13 protein-coding genes are annotated in these 15,341 nt (G+C 34.4%); 7 read left to right on the top strand and 6 right to left on the bottom strand.

From position 1 onward, the window contains the following. Positions 1-12 precede the first annotated feature (12 nt). From GTZ96_RS04875 to GTZ96_RS04860, 4 genes are read left to right on the top strand one after another with little or no spacing between them, the layout of a single operon-like run. The gene (locus GTZ96_RS04875; RefSeq protein WP_161641460.1) at positions 13-1,968 is read left to right on the top strand and encodes a PKD domain-containing protein; all 1,956 of its coding nucleotides are present in this window, start codon (positions 13-15) and stop codon (positions 1,966-1,968) included. Further along, positions 1,956-4,700 (top strand): CHAT domain-containing protein, encoded by a 2,745-nt coding sequence (locus tag GTZ96_RS04870; protein WP_161641459.1) that lies wholly within the window; start codon positions 1,956-1,958, stop codon positions 4,698-4,700. Before GTZ96_RS04875 ends, GTZ96_RS04870 begins: the two co-directional genes overlap by 13 nt. After that, positions 4,697-5,134 carry a retropepsin-like aspartic protease gene (locus tag GTZ96_RS04865; protein ID WP_161641458.1) on the top strand — a complete coding sequence of 146 codons (438 nt, stop codon included), beginning with the start codon at positions 4,697-4,699 and terminating at the stop codon, positions 5,132-5,134. The genes GTZ96_RS04870 and GTZ96_RS04865 overlap by 4 nt, the downstream gene beginning before the upstream one ends. 21 nt (positions 5,135-5,155) lie before the next feature. Continuing rightward, positions 5,156-5,914 carry a hypothetical protein gene (locus tag GTZ96_RS04860; RefSeq protein WP_235972857.1) on the top strand — a complete coding sequence of 253 codons (759 nt, stop codon included), beginning with the start codon at positions 5,156-5,158 and terminating at the stop codon, positions 5,912-5,914. A 152-nt stretch (positions 5,915-6,066) separates the two neighbouring features. On the opposite strand, the gene GTZ96_RS04855 is transcribed toward GTZ96_RS04860, so the two are convergent. The 4 genes from GTZ96_RS04855 to GTZ96_RS04840 form a co-directional block, all read right to left on the bottom strand. Next, positions 6,067-6,855 carry a ThuA domain-containing protein gene (locus GTZ96_RS04855; RefSeq protein ID WP_161641457.1) on the bottom strand — a complete coding sequence of 263 codons (789 nt, stop codon included), beginning with the start codon at positions 6,853-6,855 and terminating at the stop codon, positions 6,067-6,069. A 30-nt stretch (positions 6,856-6,885) separates the two neighbouring features. Beyond that, positions 6,886-7,302 (bottom strand): endonuclease domain-containing protein, encoded by a 417-nt coding sequence (locus GTZ96_RS04850; protein WP_161641456.1) that lies wholly within the window; start codon positions 7,300-7,302, stop codon positions 6,886-6,888. Between the two features lie 308 nt (positions 7,303-7,610). Beyond that, positions 7,611-8,840 carry a 2-oxoglutarate dehydrogenase complex dihydrolipoyllysine-residue succinyltransferase gene (gene odhB / locus GTZ96_RS04845; protein WP_161641455.1) on the bottom strand — a complete coding sequence of 410 codons (1,230 nt, stop codon included), beginning with the start codon at positions 8,838-8,840 and terminating at the stop codon, positions 7,611-7,613. Between the two features lie 171 nt (positions 8,841-9,011). Further along, positions 9,012-11,801, bottom strand: a complete 2,790-nt coding sequence (locus tag GTZ96_RS04840; protein WP_161641454.1) for a 2-oxoglutarate dehydrogenase E1 component — start codon at positions 11,799-11,801, stop codon at positions 9,012-9,014. 116 nt (positions 11,802-11,917) lie between these two features. Here GTZ96_RS04840 and GTZ96_RS04835 point away from each other — a divergent pair, with 116 nt between their 5' ends. Then, the gene (locus GTZ96_RS04835) at positions 11,918-12,463 is read left to right on the top strand and encodes a hypothetical protein (protein ID WP_161641481.1); all 546 of its coding nucleotides are present in this window, start codon (positions 11,918-11,920) and stop codon (positions 12,461-12,463) included. Between the two features lie 54 nt (positions 12,464-12,517). Next, complete coding sequence (locus tag GTZ96_RS04830) at positions 12,518-13,090, top strand: hypothetical protein (protein WP_161641453.1); 573 nt, start codon at positions 12,518-12,520, stop codon at positions 13,088-13,090. A 21-nt stretch (positions 13,091-13,111) separates the two neighbouring features. Here GTZ96_RS04830 and GTZ96_RS04825 read toward each other — a convergent pair whose 3' ends face one another. Then, complete coding sequence (locus tag GTZ96_RS04825) at positions 13,112-13,465, bottom strand: hypothetical protein (RefSeq protein WP_161641480.1); 354 nt, start codon at positions 13,463-13,465, stop codon at positions 13,112-13,114. A 157-nt stretch (positions 13,466-13,622) separates the two neighbouring features. Next, positions 13,623-14,597, bottom strand: coding sequence for a polyprenyl synthetase family protein (locus GTZ96_RS04820; RefSeq protein ID WP_161641452.1), 975 nt, complete (start codon positions 14,595-14,597; stop codon positions 13,623-13,625). Positions 14,598-14,810: 213 nt separating this feature from the next. Here GTZ96_RS04820 and GTZ96_RS04815 point away from each other — a divergent pair, with 213 nt between their 5' ends. After that, a complete protein-coding gene (locus GTZ96_RS04815) occupies positions 14,811-15,332 on the top strand; it encodes a YceI family protein (protein WP_161641451.1) in 522 nt (173 codons plus the stop codon). Positions 15,333-15,341 lie beyond the last annotated feature (9 nt).

Below are 15,341 nucleotides of genomic sequence, written 5' to 3'. Positions count from 1 at the left end.
CCAGATTTGATTATGAAATACTATCTATCTTTTCTCTTTCTTCTTTCTTCTTTCTTCTTGTTCTCACAAAAAAAAGTCAAAGATACCGTTACCCGAAGAGCCGCAATAAACTACAGTCAAAATGCGAATTCGGTTTCATACAAACCCGAAACGCCACCATTAATTCCTATTGCAGGTGCGCCAAAACCAAGTTTTTCTTATCTATGGGAATTTGGAGATGGAAGCTACAGCAAAGCTGCCGAACCCAAGCATACCTACAAAAACAAAGGAACTTACACCGCCAGATTAGCAGTAACCAATAATTACGACAACGGAAAACCACCCGCTACCCGACCAAAAAAAGTAGTTATCAACGAAGTATCAGATAAAACTTTTGACGAAATCGCAGCTGTTGCAGACCAAAATGGTTTTGCTCTGCAAAAAAACTGCGACCCCATTCCCGATCAGGAAATGGAAATAATCTTAAGTTATCAAAACTTAGAAAGCTATGTTGCTAATGGTAAATTGTATCTTTTTTATAACGAAACGCAATTTAAAGACAACAACTTTACCTTATCCGATTTTCGAACCTATGCAGGAGAAAGAACAGTCACAGAAAACACTTTTGCTGCTATCAACGACATTGACCAATCCAATTTGTATTTGGCTTCAACCAATACTTATTTCCCAATAAAAAAATACGAAAACACCACCACCGAAGAAGATTTAGACGCCACTCTGGCCGAAGCGCATAAAACGTTCAAAAACGTTTCCATCTTAGAATTTGACGATGTAAATCCACAGGAAACACGCAATGTTTTTTACACTTTCAAAACGACTCCCGAAATGCTAAAAGATACCAGCGCCACCATCACCATGCGAGGTATTTACGTTCCAAATCGCAGCTATAAAAACCACAAAGTAAAAAATCTGGAAATGGAAATTGTAACTTCCCATGACCCAAACAAAATGGGATCTAACGGAAGTTTTATGAATTACAGATTCGTTCGTTTTAAAAGAGTGAATTTCAAAACCCGTTTTCAAAACAACGGCGAAGGTCCGGCAAGAATGATTCGTCTGGAAACCGATATTCCGAATATGTTCGACAAGAAAACATTTCAAATCGAAGACATGTATCCTAAATGCCCTATTTGTCCAAAAGACGAAATCCCAACTACCAGCTGTCTGGATACCATAATTAAGCAAAACCAAATCTTCTTTACCTTCAAAAACATTTATCTGCCGGGAAGCGAACAGAAAAATGTAAAAGAAAAAGACAGCACCAAAGGTTTTGTAAAATATTCTTTGAAATTCAACAAAGACTTTCATAAAGTAAACACCCGAAGCAGAACTGCTATTATTTTCGACAAAAACGAACCCATAATAACCAATTACGCTACTACCCGATTCCTACCCGGAATTTCTATTGGCATTAAAGCCGGTTATAACTATTACCCTGGTTTAGACAAATCCAAAAGCTACTTTGTGGGCGCCACCATTTCACCGTATAAATCTTATCGTTTCTATTGGCAAGCCGAATTAATCAATAGTGTTCATGATTTCAATTCTGCTACCACAATAACCAATGGTTTCACAACCACAGCCAACGGAGTCCGACAAGCAACACGAACTAGCAAAACTACAAGTTATTCTAATTTAAATAATGAAGTCCCTTTACTTCTTCGTTACAATATCAATAATTTCATCGGAATTGGAGCTGGAGTACAGGCTAACATTAATGCTTCTGAAAAACAGGAACAATACAGCAGAATTGATTATTTCGAATCGGACAAGCCCGACACACCAATTATCAAAACCGAAGAAAGCAGCAGCTCTAGCAGTAAAACTTTCAGCAATTTCAAATCGGGATTATTGTTTGATTTAACGCTGGGTTTCGCCCGCATCGGCCCTAGTTTAGGAGCACGTTATGTGATGAATTTCAAAGAGAATTTTAATTATTTTCAAGTATATGGGATATGGAAGTTTTAATTTTTTTTAAACCACATAAGTCATTTTTGTCATTCCGACGAAGGAGGAATCTCATCAAGTGTGATTCCTCCTTCGTCGGAATAACAAATTCTATCAAAAATATTGTCATTACACTAACTCTTTTATTATCGTTATCCTTTTTCGGGCAAAAAACACTTACCCAAGAAGACAAAATCTACAATGCCGTTGATGCTTTTGTTGCAAATCCTTCAGCAGAAAAAACACACACTCTCAATAACGTAGAAAGAGCATTCTGGAAAAACCCAACGCCCAAAACTAAAAACGAACTGCTCGCGATTGTCATTTTAAACTGCAACAAAGCCTATTACGAAAACCAACTCAACAAAGTCCAGGAGGCAGTTTCCAGTTATGAAAAAGCTTGGAAAATCTATCAAAAATACCGTCTCAACAATTACGATATTGTAGAATATTGCCTGAAACCTTTGGGGAATTTATACACCATACTGGGTGATTACGACAATGCCGAAAACACCATCAAACAGTATTATTATATTGCCAACCAGGAAAAAAACAATCCCGAAGCCTCGGGAGAAAAAATAGCCGCGATACTTAATTTATCGAATGTGTATCAAAATTCAGGTAAGATTGAATTAGCCATCGATTTGCTGGAAAAAACCATCCAAACCGAGAAATTAGCTAATACCCAAAAAGGGATTTTGTTGAATAATTTGGGCAACAGCTATCTATTGAGTTACAATAAAACAGATATAATTGTAAAAATTATTCCAAATATTTTTGAAAAACTTGAAGGTTCTTATCTTAATGCTATACAGTTATTAAAATCGGATAAAACCCAAACGGAAACATTAGCGAATTGTTACCGCAATTTATCTTCCCTAAATTCCCAATGGCAACATTTTGATATCGCTAATTCTTACTTCGAAAAAGCTAAAACTTATTTCTACGCAACCCCAAATCTTTCACCTCGAAAAATAGCCAAATTTAAATACGAAGAAGCCTCTTTATTATTTCAACAACAAAAATTAAATGAATCAACTGCTATCATTGAATCTATTTTCAAACTTTTAATTCCGAATTATTCAAACAAGAAAAACAGCTTACCAGAACAAAATTCATTATATACCGAAACTAGTTTACTGGATGCATTGGATTTACGAGCCGAAATTTATTCGAAACAAAACCAACCTAAAAAAGCATTAGAAGCCTATCGCTTGGCTTTCCATATTGAAGAATTGTTGGCTAACATGATAATTTATGAAAACTCCAAAATCATCAATCAAAATCATGTTCGTAACCGTACCGAAAAATGTATTGTCCTCTATGAGGCATTATATCAAAAAGAGCAAAAACAAACTTATATTGAAGCGGCTTTTCAATTGGCAGAACAAAGCAAATCGGGTATTTTGAAAAATCATTTATTGCAAAAGAAAAACATTTCCCGTAAAGAAAAACTCCACATCGAACAACTGCAAAATTGGAGTAACACCATCTTGAAAGAACAACAAAAAGGTGATTTGGCCAACATTGAAAAAATAAACGAAGCCATCCAAAAACAAAATGAATTGATGCTTTCGCTAAAAAAAATACATTCTGAAAACACTGCTTCCGAAAAAGAAGTTATCGACATAAAGGCCTTGTTCTCGAAACTAGAAAAAGATAAAGCCATAATGATTGAGTATTTTATGGGGAATGAAAACCTATATTATTTTGTTATTGGAAATAATACAATAAGTCTAAACAAAATAAATATAACTGATACAGCAATTCCAAAAATAGCACAGTTTATTGATTATTTTAATAATCCTAACTCGATCATCAATGATGTAAATGGATATAACCATTATGGTAATTCACTTTATAAAATGTTGAAATTACCAACAAAGACAACTTACCAAAACCTCATCATCATACCTGATGGAATATTAAACTTCCTCCCTTTTGAAGCCTTAATCACTCAAGAATCTAACACAACTAATTTTGCTCAAATGCACTATTTGTTGAATGATTACAACATTGGTTATCAAAATTCGGCACAATTTTATTTGGCTTCTGGCCAAAGTAAAAAAATACAAGAAAAAACTGTTCTGGGGATTTTTCCAGTTTTCGAAAACACGCCTTACACACTGACTTATTCAAAAGACGAGTTGCATTCGATTCAAAAAAATTTCAAAGGAAAATATTTAGAAAATGCTGATGCTACTTTCCATAATTTCAAAGAAAATGCCGCTAATTATAGCATTTTACATTTGTCCACTCATGCTGATGCTGGCGATGTAGTTACTCCGGCTAGCATCAAATTTTACGATCAGGAAATCATGTATTCCGAATTGTATCATTTAAACATCAATCCTGATTTGGTCGTTTTGAGTGCCTGCGAAACAGGTATTGGTAAACTCTATAAATCCGAAGGCGCCATGAGTATTGCCCGCGGATTTCAATTGGCTGGAGCGCAAAACTTGTTGTTCTCCTTATGGAAAGTCAATGATTATACGACTTCGGTTTTCATGGATTCCTTTTACCAAAACATCAAAAACGGTCAATCTTATTTGGAAGCCAACGCCAATGCCAAACGTGATTTCTTAAAAAACCCGAATATTTCGAATGCTAAAAAATCACCTTATTACTGGAGTGCTTTTATTTATTATGGTGATTTACAAACCACTAAAGAATCAAATAGTTATATTTTTTATATATTTGGTATATTGATTTTAATTGGTTTATTTTTGATTTTCAATCTCTTTCGAAAATGAAAAACCTACACGAAATTCTAAAAAAACACCATTATAAAAAAGTAAAATTTAAGATTACCAAAACCCAACATCTGTTGATAAAAGCCAAAATCAATGGCGTTCAGGGCAATTTTATTTTAGATACAGGAGCTTCTAACAGCTGTGTCGATTTTGAACACATTGCATTATTTAATTTAAACGCCGAAGATTCAAAAACAAAAGCTTCGGGAGCAGGAGCAACAGGAATGCTGACACAAACGGCTACCGAAAATAAATTACAACTGGGTTCTTGGGAAAATCATGATTTTGATTTGGTTATTTTTGATATGTCACATGTCAACGAAGCCTTAAAAGCATACAAATCAAAAACAGTTGACGGAATTATAGGCGCTGATGTCCTATTGAAAGGTAAAGCCATAATTGACTATGCTAATTATTATTTGTATTTACTATAACCAACCTAAACCACAAATCACATGATAAAAAATTATTATAAAGCAGCAAGTTTTGCTCTTGCAATGCTTTTGTTTTCTTGTTCCACTCAGGATATAATTGAAGACGATCAAGTCCCTACAACAGAATCCAACTCAAGTACTCCCGAAATGTCAAGAACTACAACCTCAAGAGCTACCACTTTAAAAATTTGGGATTTCAACGATTTGAATGAATGGCAAGATGCCACCCAAGTCGGCGTCCCTAATTACTGGATTGAAAATGGGAATCTTAATATTTTTACCAATGCTAATACTTGGGACAGAACAAAAATAAAATCAATTGCTACCTACGCTACTGGAAGTTATTCCTGGAGAGTTTATATTCCTACAATGGGAGTTGGCGATTGTGCAAGTATTGGCGCATTTTTATACGCTGACGATACCCACGAACTTGATTTTGAAATAGGCTACGGCAAAGAAACTGTTCGCCAAGGACTGAATGCCGCATCCGATGATCTTATAGTCTATGCAACCTCTCAGGCTAATCCAAGTCATTCTTTTCAAAGTAAAATCAAAAGAGATAATTGGTACACCTTAACCATCGACTTATCATTAAATACAAAGAAAAAATATGTTGCTAACTGGAAAATTGACAATCAAATCCTAACTACAAAAACGCTTACTTATGGCACAGCTACTAAGTTTAAGATTTTCTGTAGTGTCGAAAACCTAAGTTTTATAGGGGACCATATTCCGTACACACAGAATCATGCCTTATTTGATTGGGTTGAATTCAAATAAAATATTATTTAAAATCTATAAATTTGGTTTAGCTAACTAAAAAGTCTACAAGGCCTCAACACTTAAATTAATTAACCACAAATTACCCAAATTAGCGTAAATCAATTAGTGCTAATTTGGGTAATTTGTGGTTAAAACATTTTTAGAACAATTTATTTCCTTGATTTTTTCTTCGAATGAGACTCTTTTGGATTTTCACCTAATGCCCACAAAAGTCCGCCTGTAAGATGCTGAATAAATACAGGATCGATATAATCTTTACTATCATGTCCTAAAGCGGTATAAAACACCCTTGCACCTTCAAACTCATGACACCATGCCAATGGTAAGTAATCCCCAAAAGTACGTCCTGGATAGACTTCTTTTTCGCTGTCTTTTACCGTTCGCATATCGGCGGCCAAAAGTACTTGAATATTAGGATTGAATTCATTCATATAGTAACACTCATCTTCTTTTCTCCATGTTTCCCCTAGCATCGAAGTGGAAGGATGGTTTTTATCAATCACTTTTATTTCGAAAGATTGAAAAGCAGGATGTCTTTTAAATTTCCCTCCTACCATTGTTGCAAACCAAGGCCAGGATTTCTCGGAATCTGACGCACTATGAATCCCTACAAAAGCACCACCAGCATGAATATAATCTACCAATGCTTGCTTTTGCTGTTCGGTATCAAAAATATCGTTACAGGTATTCGAAAAAACCAGACAGCTGTACTTGGCTAGATTTTCGGTATTCATCACTGCCGGATCATCTGAAACATCAACAATTAGGTTGTTTGCTTCACCAATTTTTTTCCAAGCTTCAACACTGAAGGGAATATTTTTATGTACATAGCCTTTACCGTTTTTGGTATAAACTAAAATCCGTTTTTTAGCCGGAGGATTAGCAAAAACAGATCCTATGCCCAAAACAACTGTAAGCAACAATAATTTTATTTTCATAATTTTCTATTTATTTCATTATTATAATAATTAACCGAATTCCTGAATAATATAATTCTCTAATTCTTTCATCACATTATCTAAATCGTGTTTCACTCTGAAATCAGAAATCCTGTAAACATGTAGTCCTAAATTAATAAAAAACTCTTCTCTCATAATATCATATTCCTCTTTACCATTATGACTCGAGCCATCAATTTCTATAATCAAACCAAGCGATTTCACATAAAAATCAACGATAAAACTACCTATAATTCTCTGCCTGTCAAAATCAATAGACCAAAAACTATCATTTCGTACTTGTCTCCAAAAAATAACTTCCGACAAAACTCCCGCTTTTCGCAAAGCCTTGGCTCTATTAGATAATGCTTTATTGTATGGCAATAAGTTGATACTTCTCCTATAAATAGGTTTCTCATGAATATAAGTAACTATTTCAGGTTTCATAATCTGACTTATTTCTTGTTTTATGTATAGTTACCACCCCGCCCTTCGGGCACCCCTCCAAAGGAGGGGAAATCCATACTTCTTAAAAAAACCTCATTATGAATAAACGTTACACTTCCCCTCTTTTTAAGAGGGGTGCCCGCCGCGGCGGGCGGGGTGTTATTTACGCATAATCTATTTCTCGAATATAAAAATAAAATCCCAAACTCCATAAAATTTGGGATTTGGGATTTTAAATTATGCCTACACGATTATTAAAACCTTGCAGGATTAGATTCTTCGCTTTCGCTCAGAATGACATTTTTGAATTACAATTCAAATGCTTTTTTAGGGTTTCCACCGCAAAGCAATTCTACTGGATTTTCTAAAGCTTCTTTTACAGCAACTAAGAAACCAACAGACTCACGACCATCGATAATTCTGTGATCATAAGATAAAGCCACATACATCATTGGATGAATTTCTACCTTACCTTTTACAGCAATTGGACGCTCAATAATGTTGTGCATTCCTAAGATTCCTGATTGAGGAGGGTTGATGATTGGTGTAGACAACATAGAACCAAATACACCACCATTAGTGATTGTAAAAGTACCACCTGTCATATCATCAACAGTAATTTGACCATCACGTGCTTTGATAGCTAATCTTTTAATTTCAGCTTCAATTCCACGGAAAGTTAAGTTTTCAGCATTACGAACTACAGGAACCATTAATCCTTTTGGTCCGGAAACTGCAATAGAGATATCAGCAAAATCAAAAGCAATTTTGTGATCACCGTCCATCATAGAGTTTACATCAGGGAACAATTCTAAAGCTCTTGTTACCGCTTTTGTAAAGAATGACATGTATCCTAAACCAATACCACCGTGTTTTGCTTTGAATGCATCTTTGTATTCATTACGCAAAGTATTGATTGGCGTCATGTTTACTTCGTTGAAAGTAGTTAACATGGCTGTTTCATTTTTAGCAGCTACTAATCTTTCAGCTACTTTACGACGCAACATAGACAATTTAGTACGCTCTACTCCACGGCTTCCACCTGTAGGAGTTCCCATTGATGGAACAGCATTTACTGCATCATCTTTAGTTATTCTTCCACCTTTACCAGTTCCTGATACAGTAGCTGGAGCGATGTTTTTTTCATCTAATATTTTTTTAGCTGCCGGAGATGGAGTTCCAGTTGCATAAGTAGCTGCTGGTGCTGCAGGAGCCGCTGGCGCAGGTGCTGCTTTTGGAGCTTCAGCAACTGGAGCTGCTGCAGGCGCTGCCGCTGCTGGTGCTGAACCTGATGGTTTAGCTGCTGCAGTGTCAATATGACAAACTACTGCTCCTACTGCTACTGCATCACCTTCTTCTGCTTTTAGCGTAATAATACCACTTGCTTCAGCTGGCAATTCTAATGTAGCTTTGTCTGAATCTACTTCAGCAATTGCTTGATCTTTTTCAACATAATCTCCGTCTTTTACTAACCAAGTGGCGATTTCAACTTCTTTAATAGATTCCCCTGGTGATGGAACTTTCATTTCTAAAATCATGTCCTAATATTTTAAATTATGAATTTTAATTTTTTAATTATGAATCGTTATTCTTGTATTTAAATCTAGCCCTGATGGTAGCGGCATCCTTTTATCCTGAACTTGTTTCAGGATCCTGAAACAAGTTCAGGATAAAAGATACAGCGGACAGCAGGAAATAGCTTCAAATTTTTATCTAAATAAATTTTTATCAAATACCATTCTGATTGCATCAGCATGACGGCGTTTTGCTCTTGTGTAACTTCCCGCTGCAGGAGCTGAATAAGCTTTTAGAGAAGCTAATCTCCATTTTACAAGATCGAAGTTCATCAACATAAAGCTGTAAGCTCCCATGTTTTTAGGTTCTTCTTGTGCCCAAACATAATCATCTGCATTTGGATATTGAGCAATAATTGCTTTTAATTGTTCAACTGGTAATGGGAACAATTGCTCGATACGAACAACCGCAACATCTTTACGTCCGTTGTTTTCTCTTTCGGCAGTAATATCATAATAGAATTTACCAGTAACAAAAACTAAAGTTTTAACGTCAGCTTTGTTTACTGTTGTATCGTCAATAGTTTCCTGGAATTCTCCACTTGCCAATTCTTCAACTGTTGAAACGCATCTTGGATCACGCAACAAACTTTTTGGAGAAAATACCACTAATGGTTTACGGAAAGTAGTTTTCATTTGTCTTCTCAACAAGTGAAAGAAGTTAGCTGGCGTTGTACAATCGGCAACATACATATTGTGACGTGCACATAATTGTAAGTAACGCTCCATACGTGCAGAAGAGTGCTCAGCACCTTGACCTTCATAACCGTGTGGCAACAACATTACTAATCCGTTTTGATTGTTCCATTTGTCCTCTCCACAAGAGATATATTGGTCAATCATAATTTGGGCACCATTAGAGAAATCTCCAAATTGTGCTTCCCAAATTGTTAAAGCATTTGGATTAGTTAACGCATAACCGTAATCAAATCCTAATACTCCGTATTCTGATAAGAATGAGTTGAAGATACGGAAGTTTCCTTTTTTGTTTTCGATGTTATTCAACAAAACAACTTCTTCTTCTGAATCTTCTACTTTTACAACAGCATGACGGTGCGAGAAAGTTCCACGCTCTACGTCCTGACCTGAAATACGAATATCAAATCCTTCAGTCAAAAGTGAACCGTAAGCTAATGTTTCAGCAGTTCCCCAATCGATAGTATTGTTGTCGTAACCCGTTTTTCTATCAGTAACAATCTTAGTGATTTTGTTAATGAATTTTTTATCTGTCGGTAAACTTGAAACTGTTTTGATAATAGAATCTAAAGTTGATTTTTCAACCTTAGTATTTACTTTTTGCAACATTCCAACATTAGAAACTTGTTCAAAACCTTTCCATTCATTTTGCATAAATGGAGTGATGATAGTCAAGTCTTTTTTACGAGAAGCTTCTAAATTATGATCTAAATCGTCTTTGTATTCTTTTTCTAAAGTTTTTACCAAATTAGCATCGATAATTCCTTCAGACAATAATTTTTCAGCATACAAATCTCTTGGATTTTGATGCTTAGCAATTAATTTATATAATAATGGTTGTGTAAAACGAGGTTCATCACCTTCGTTATGACCGTATTTTCTATATCCTAATAAGTCAATAAATACGTCACGTCCAAATTGCATTCTGAAATCCAATGCAAATTGCATCGCGTGTACTACAGATTCTGCGTCATCAGCATTTACGTGTAATACTGGTGACAAAGTTACTTTAGCAACGTCAGTACAATAAGTAGAAGAACGTGCATCTAAGTAGTTAGTTGTAAAACCAACTTGGTTGTTGATTACAATATGGATTGTACCACCGGTTTTGTACCCATCTAATTGAGCCATTTGGATGATTTCATAAAGGATACCTTGTCCTGCAATAGCAGCATCACCGTGGACAGCAATAGGTAACACTTTAGAAAAATCATCTGGGAAATATTTATCTTGTTTTGCTCTGGTAATTCCTTCAATTACAGCACCTACAGTTTCTAAGTGCGAAGGGTTTGGAGCTAAATTGATATTGATTTTTTTACCTGATTTTGTGATTTTATCAGCTGTAAGACCTAAGTGGTATTTTACGTCACCGTCAAAATATTCCTGATCGTAATCTTTACCATCAAATTCAGAGAAAATATCCTGAGTAGATTTACCAAAGATATTAGCCAAAACGTTCAAACGACCACGGTGAGCCATTCCCATAACGAATTGTTCTACTCCTTTTTCAGCAGCTCTTTCAATTAAAGCGTCTAAAGCAGGAATAACCGTTTCCCCTCCTTCAAGAGAAAAACGTTTTTGACCTACATATTTAGTATGCAAGAAGTTCTCGAAAGAAACCGCTTGATTTAATTTATTTAAAATCCCCTTTTTCTCCTCAGCATTAAAAGTAGGACGATTTTCATTAACATTCAATCGCTCTTGAATCCATTCTACAACTTCCGGTCTACGAATATACATGTATTCGATACCAATATGCTGACAATAAACAGTAGTTAAGTGATTGACAATTTGAGATAAAGTAGAAGGTTGTAAACCTAATATTTTTGCTGCATCAAATGTAGTATTTAAATCAGCTGAAGAAAGACCAAAGTTTTCTAAATCTAAATTTGGAGAAAAAGTTCTACGCTCTCTAACAGGATTTGTTTTAGTAAACAAATGTCCTCTGGAACGGTATCCGTCAATCAATTTCACAACGTTGAATTCTTTGTGAAGCTGCTCTGATATTTTACTATTATCTACTGGAGCTGAAGCCACTGAAGATACTGGAGCTGTTTCTCTATTGTATTGAATTGGATTTTCCTCATTATACGTTTCCATTCCGAAATCGAAACCTTGAAAAAAACTTCTCCAGCTAGGCTCTACGCTATCTGGATTTACTAAATACTGATCGTATAATTGAGCGAAAAATTCGGTATGCGCTGCATTTAAAAATGAAAACCTATCCATAATGTTAGTGAATATACTTTTTGTTAAAATAGTTTGGCAAAAGTACAATAATCAACTAAATTTACCTTTAAATTAAAACACTTTTAACTATTAAAATGTTAAATACCTTACTACTTATGGCAAAAAAACATAACCCAGTCGTTTCAAATTTAATTTTAGCTACCTTATTCGCATTTTTTTCCATTCAATTATCGGCTCAAAACCAGAATCCTGACTTTAAATCAAACAGTGATTTTTGGCAAAACGTACAATTTGGGGGCGGATTAGGCTTGAGTATTGGTTCCGGTTATACCGATATTTCGGTTGCCCCAAGTGCTATTTATAATGTAAACGAATATTTCGCAGTAGGTTTAGGCGCACAATATACTTATGTAAAAGTAAGAAACTCATACAATTCCAATCTATACGGAGGCAGTTTAATTACCTTATTCAACCCCATTCCTGAAATCCAACTTTCGGCTGAACTGGAACAATTAAGAGTAAACCTAAAAGGAGTTGGCAACAATAATTTCAGCGATAATTTTTGGAATACAGGCTTGTTTTTAGGCGCTGGTTACCGCAGCGGAAATGTAACTATTGGCGCACGCTACAATGTTTTATACAAAGAAAACAAAGGAGCATATAGTGATGCTTTTATGCCTTTTGTGCGGTTTTATTTTTAGAAAAGGCGCTGAGATACTAAGTAGCTAAGACTCTAAGATTTTAAAACCCTGATAATGAAGAAATATATTTTTATACTTATTGTTATTGTAATTTCTAGTTGCAATCATCCAAAGAAAGAAGAAATCAAAAACAAAAACACTTCAAAGGTTGTAAAAAAAGAATTAAGACCTTTTTTTGAGTCGGATAAAATTGATCATTATTATTTGAATTTCTCTGAGGATGAATTTACAAAGCTTATTAGAAAAGATAATAGGACTGAAAAAGAAGTAGAATTCTCGAATTTATTTACAGGGCATTTTCCAGATAGAATACCGAAAGAAAATTTCGAAAAAATTCTATTAAGCCATAACTACAAAAAATCAAACTTATCAATCAAACAAGAAAAAGAGATTGAAAATATTTTTAGCGAAAAAGATTCATTACAAAATATAAGCTACGCCTGTATTGCAGAATATCGGGATATTTTTCTTTTTAAAAAGAAAGAAAAAACAGTTGGAATAGCCAAGATTTGCTTTAAATGTGGTCGTTTCCAGATTATAGGAAGTAAAATTGATGTGAGCGGATTTGGGCTTTGGGAAGAATTATACAAATTAAAAAACATTATTCGACCAAACAGCAAAATCTAAGAACCTCTAAACCTTAAAACCTTACTTAAAATTATTCCTAAACCATACTTTTTGCCATTCTCTTTTTAGAATCAAAAAAGCAACATCCTCAGCCAAGACAACTAAATCAGAACCATCGAGTTTTTTTATTTGATCTTCCGCAACATCAATAATATAGAGGAGATTTAAATATTCTGCAAACTTATATTGAATCAATCGGTAGATTTTTTCATGCAACTGAATTTTCAATTCCTCTGGAGAAATACTCATAGGAAAATCAACTCCTTCATTCGCTAAATTAAAATCTTTATTTAATTGCTCTATCAATTTAAGATACAAAGATTCCTTTTCAGCTTCTTCGAATAACAAATCGGTATTTAACGGAGTAACATACATAGTTTTCAATTTTTATAACAAAATCCAATAGCAATTTCAAAACTCAATGATAATGGCAAAACTCAATGGCAATGGCAATAACAAAATTCAATAGCAATAAAAAAAAATGTCAGTTTTAAAAATTGAAATTGTTATTGAATTTTGACATTGCAATTTTTTATACTTTTCTTCCCATTAAATTTTCACCAAAAGCGCGTAAAATTTGTCTTTTATCGTCTTTGATATTCATTTGATCTAGCAACTCAAAAGCTTTAAAAGTATATTCTTCGATTGCTTTTTTGGTCGCTGCTGAAGCACCTGAATTCACAAATATTTCTTTAACCTCAGTAATTTTAACTGTGCTATCTTCCAGTTGAGTCGAAAATAAATCAGCTAATTTTTGTTTGTCTGCTTCATTAGCATATTCCATTGCTTTCAAATACAAATAGGTTTTTTTATTCTCAATAATATCGCCGCCTAATTGTTTTCCAAAAGTTTCCGGATTTCCAAAAGCATCTAAATAGTCGTCTTGCAATTGAAATGCTAAACCTAAATTTAGTCCGAAATCATAAATCAAATCAGCATTTTCAGTAGCCGCTTCCGCAATAATAGCACCCATTTTTATAGCTGCCGCCACAAGAACTGCAGTCTTATATTCGATCATTTTCATATATTCTGAAATCGTCACATCCTGACGCGTCTCAAAATCAACATCCATTTGCTGACCTTCACAAACTCGCAAAGCCGTCTTACTAAATAACTTCGCTAATTTTCTAAAAATCTTTGGTTCATAAAACTCAAAATATTGGTATGCCAAAATCAACATAGCATCTCCAGACAAAATAGCTGTATTGGTATTCCATTTCTCATGCACGGTAGTATTTCCTCTTCGCAACGGAGCATCGTCCATGATATCATCATGTACCAAAGAAAAATTATGAAAAATCTCTACCGCTAAAGCAGCAGGCAAAGCTTTCTTGTAGGAAACATCAAAAATCTCAGCACTCATAATTGTCAAAACAGGACGAATCTTTTTTCCTCCAAGACCTAATATATAATGTATAGGCTCATATAGATTTTTAGGCTCTTTAACTTCTAATTGCGACTGAAGATATTCTATTACAAATTCTTGATATTGACTAACGGTATGCATAAACTTAATTTTCGGGCTAATTTACAGTATTCACGCTGGATTACAAACTTCGTTTATAAATCAAATGTTAAATTATCACAAATACATTGGAAACTATTTTGGTTTTTAAAGTTTCCGTTCTATATTTGCAAAGAATTTAACAATCAAATTCCGTAGCCATTAGAATTGAAAAGGCTATAACAGAAACGATTAAATGCTGTAAATAAAAAAATCATGAAAACAAAATGGAACGTTAATTCAAACCAATCGGATGTCTTAATAAGAATGAGACATTCAATAATTGCCTATTTAGGAGGACCAATCAACAGTTTTCAGGGTCACGCTGATTTTAACGACAACGAAATTGAAGACGCTACAATAGCATTTTCATTGGACGTAAAAAACAGAGAATCAAAACTGGAGCAGTTTAGCAACTATTTAAAACTAAATGATTTTTTTGATGTAAACAAATACCCAACCATCAGTTTTAAATCGACATCGTTCCAAAAAGCAAACAAAAATATTCATTTTCTTAAAGGAGATTTAACAATCAAAGACATCACTAAAAGAGTGGAACTGGATGTAGAACTTATAGAAACTGATTCTTTAGACGGAAATAAAACAGTAGCATTTGAACTCACAGCCGACATTAACAGACAAGATTTCGGACTGGCATCAAATTCTTTTCTTTCGAATAACGGATTAGCAACTGGACAAGACATCAAACTGGTAGCTAATGTTGAATTTAGCATCTAACTGATAAAC

It is taken from the genome of Flavobacterium undicola (genome assembly GCF_009909155.2).
GTDB lineage: Bacteria > Bacteroidota > Bacteroidia > Flavobacteriales > Flavobacteriaceae > Flavobacterium > Flavobacterium undicola.
The sequence above is the reverse complement of the archived record's forward strand: the minus strand, read 5'-3'. Positions and strand labels throughout refer to the sequence as shown.

Bases quoted from the DNA above. Each gene is read 5' to 3' on its own strand.
- GTZ96_RS04875 (WP_161641460.1), top strand. From the start codon at position 13: ATGAAATACTATCTATCTTTTCTCTTTCTTCTTTCTTCTTTCTTCTTG.
- GTZ96_RS04870 (WP_161641459.1), top strand. From the start codon at position 1,956: ATGGAAGTTTTAATTTTTTTTAAACCACATAAGTCATTTTTGTCATTC.
- GTZ96_RS04865 (WP_161641458.1), top strand. From the start codon at position 4,697: ATGAAAAACCTACACGAAATTCTAAAAAAACACCATTATAAAAAAGTA.
- GTZ96_RS04860 (WP_235972857.1), top strand. From the start codon at position 5,156: ATGATAAAAAATTATTATAAAGCAGCAAGTTTTGCTCTTGCAATGCTT.
- GTZ96_RS04855 (WP_161641457.1), bottom strand. From the start codon at position 6,855: ATGAAAATAAAATTATTGTTGCTTACAGTTGTTTTGGGCATAGGATCT.
- GTZ96_RS04850 (WP_161641456.1), bottom strand. From the start codon at position 7,302: ATGAAACCTGAAATAGTTACTTATATTCATGAGAAACCTATTTATAGG.
- odhB (WP_161641455.1), bottom strand. From the start codon at position 8,840: ATGATTTTAGAAATGAAAGTTCCATCACCAGGGGAATCTATTAAAGAA.
- GTZ96_RS04840 (WP_161641454.1), bottom strand. From the start codon at position 11,801: ATGGATAGGTTTTCATTTTTAAATGCAGCGCATACCGAATTTTTCGCT.
- GTZ96_RS04835 (WP_161641481.1), top strand. From the start codon at position 11,918: ATGGCAAAAAAACATAACCCAGTCGTTTCAAATTTAATTTTAGCTACC.
- GTZ96_RS04830 (WP_161641453.1), top strand. From the start codon at position 12,518: ATGAAGAAATATATTTTTATACTTATTGTTATTGTAATTTCTAGTTGC.
- GTZ96_RS04825 (WP_161641480.1), bottom strand. From the start codon at position 13,465: ATGTATGTTACTCCGTTAAATACCGATTTGTTATTCGAAGAAGCTGAA.
- GTZ96_RS04820 (WP_161641452.1), bottom strand. From the start codon at position 14,597: ATGCATACCGTTAGTCAATATCAAGAATTTGTAATAGAATATCTTCAG.
- GTZ96_RS04815 (WP_161641451.1), top strand. From the start codon at position 14,811: ATGAAAACAAAATGGAACGTTAATTCAAACCAATCGGATGTCTTAATA.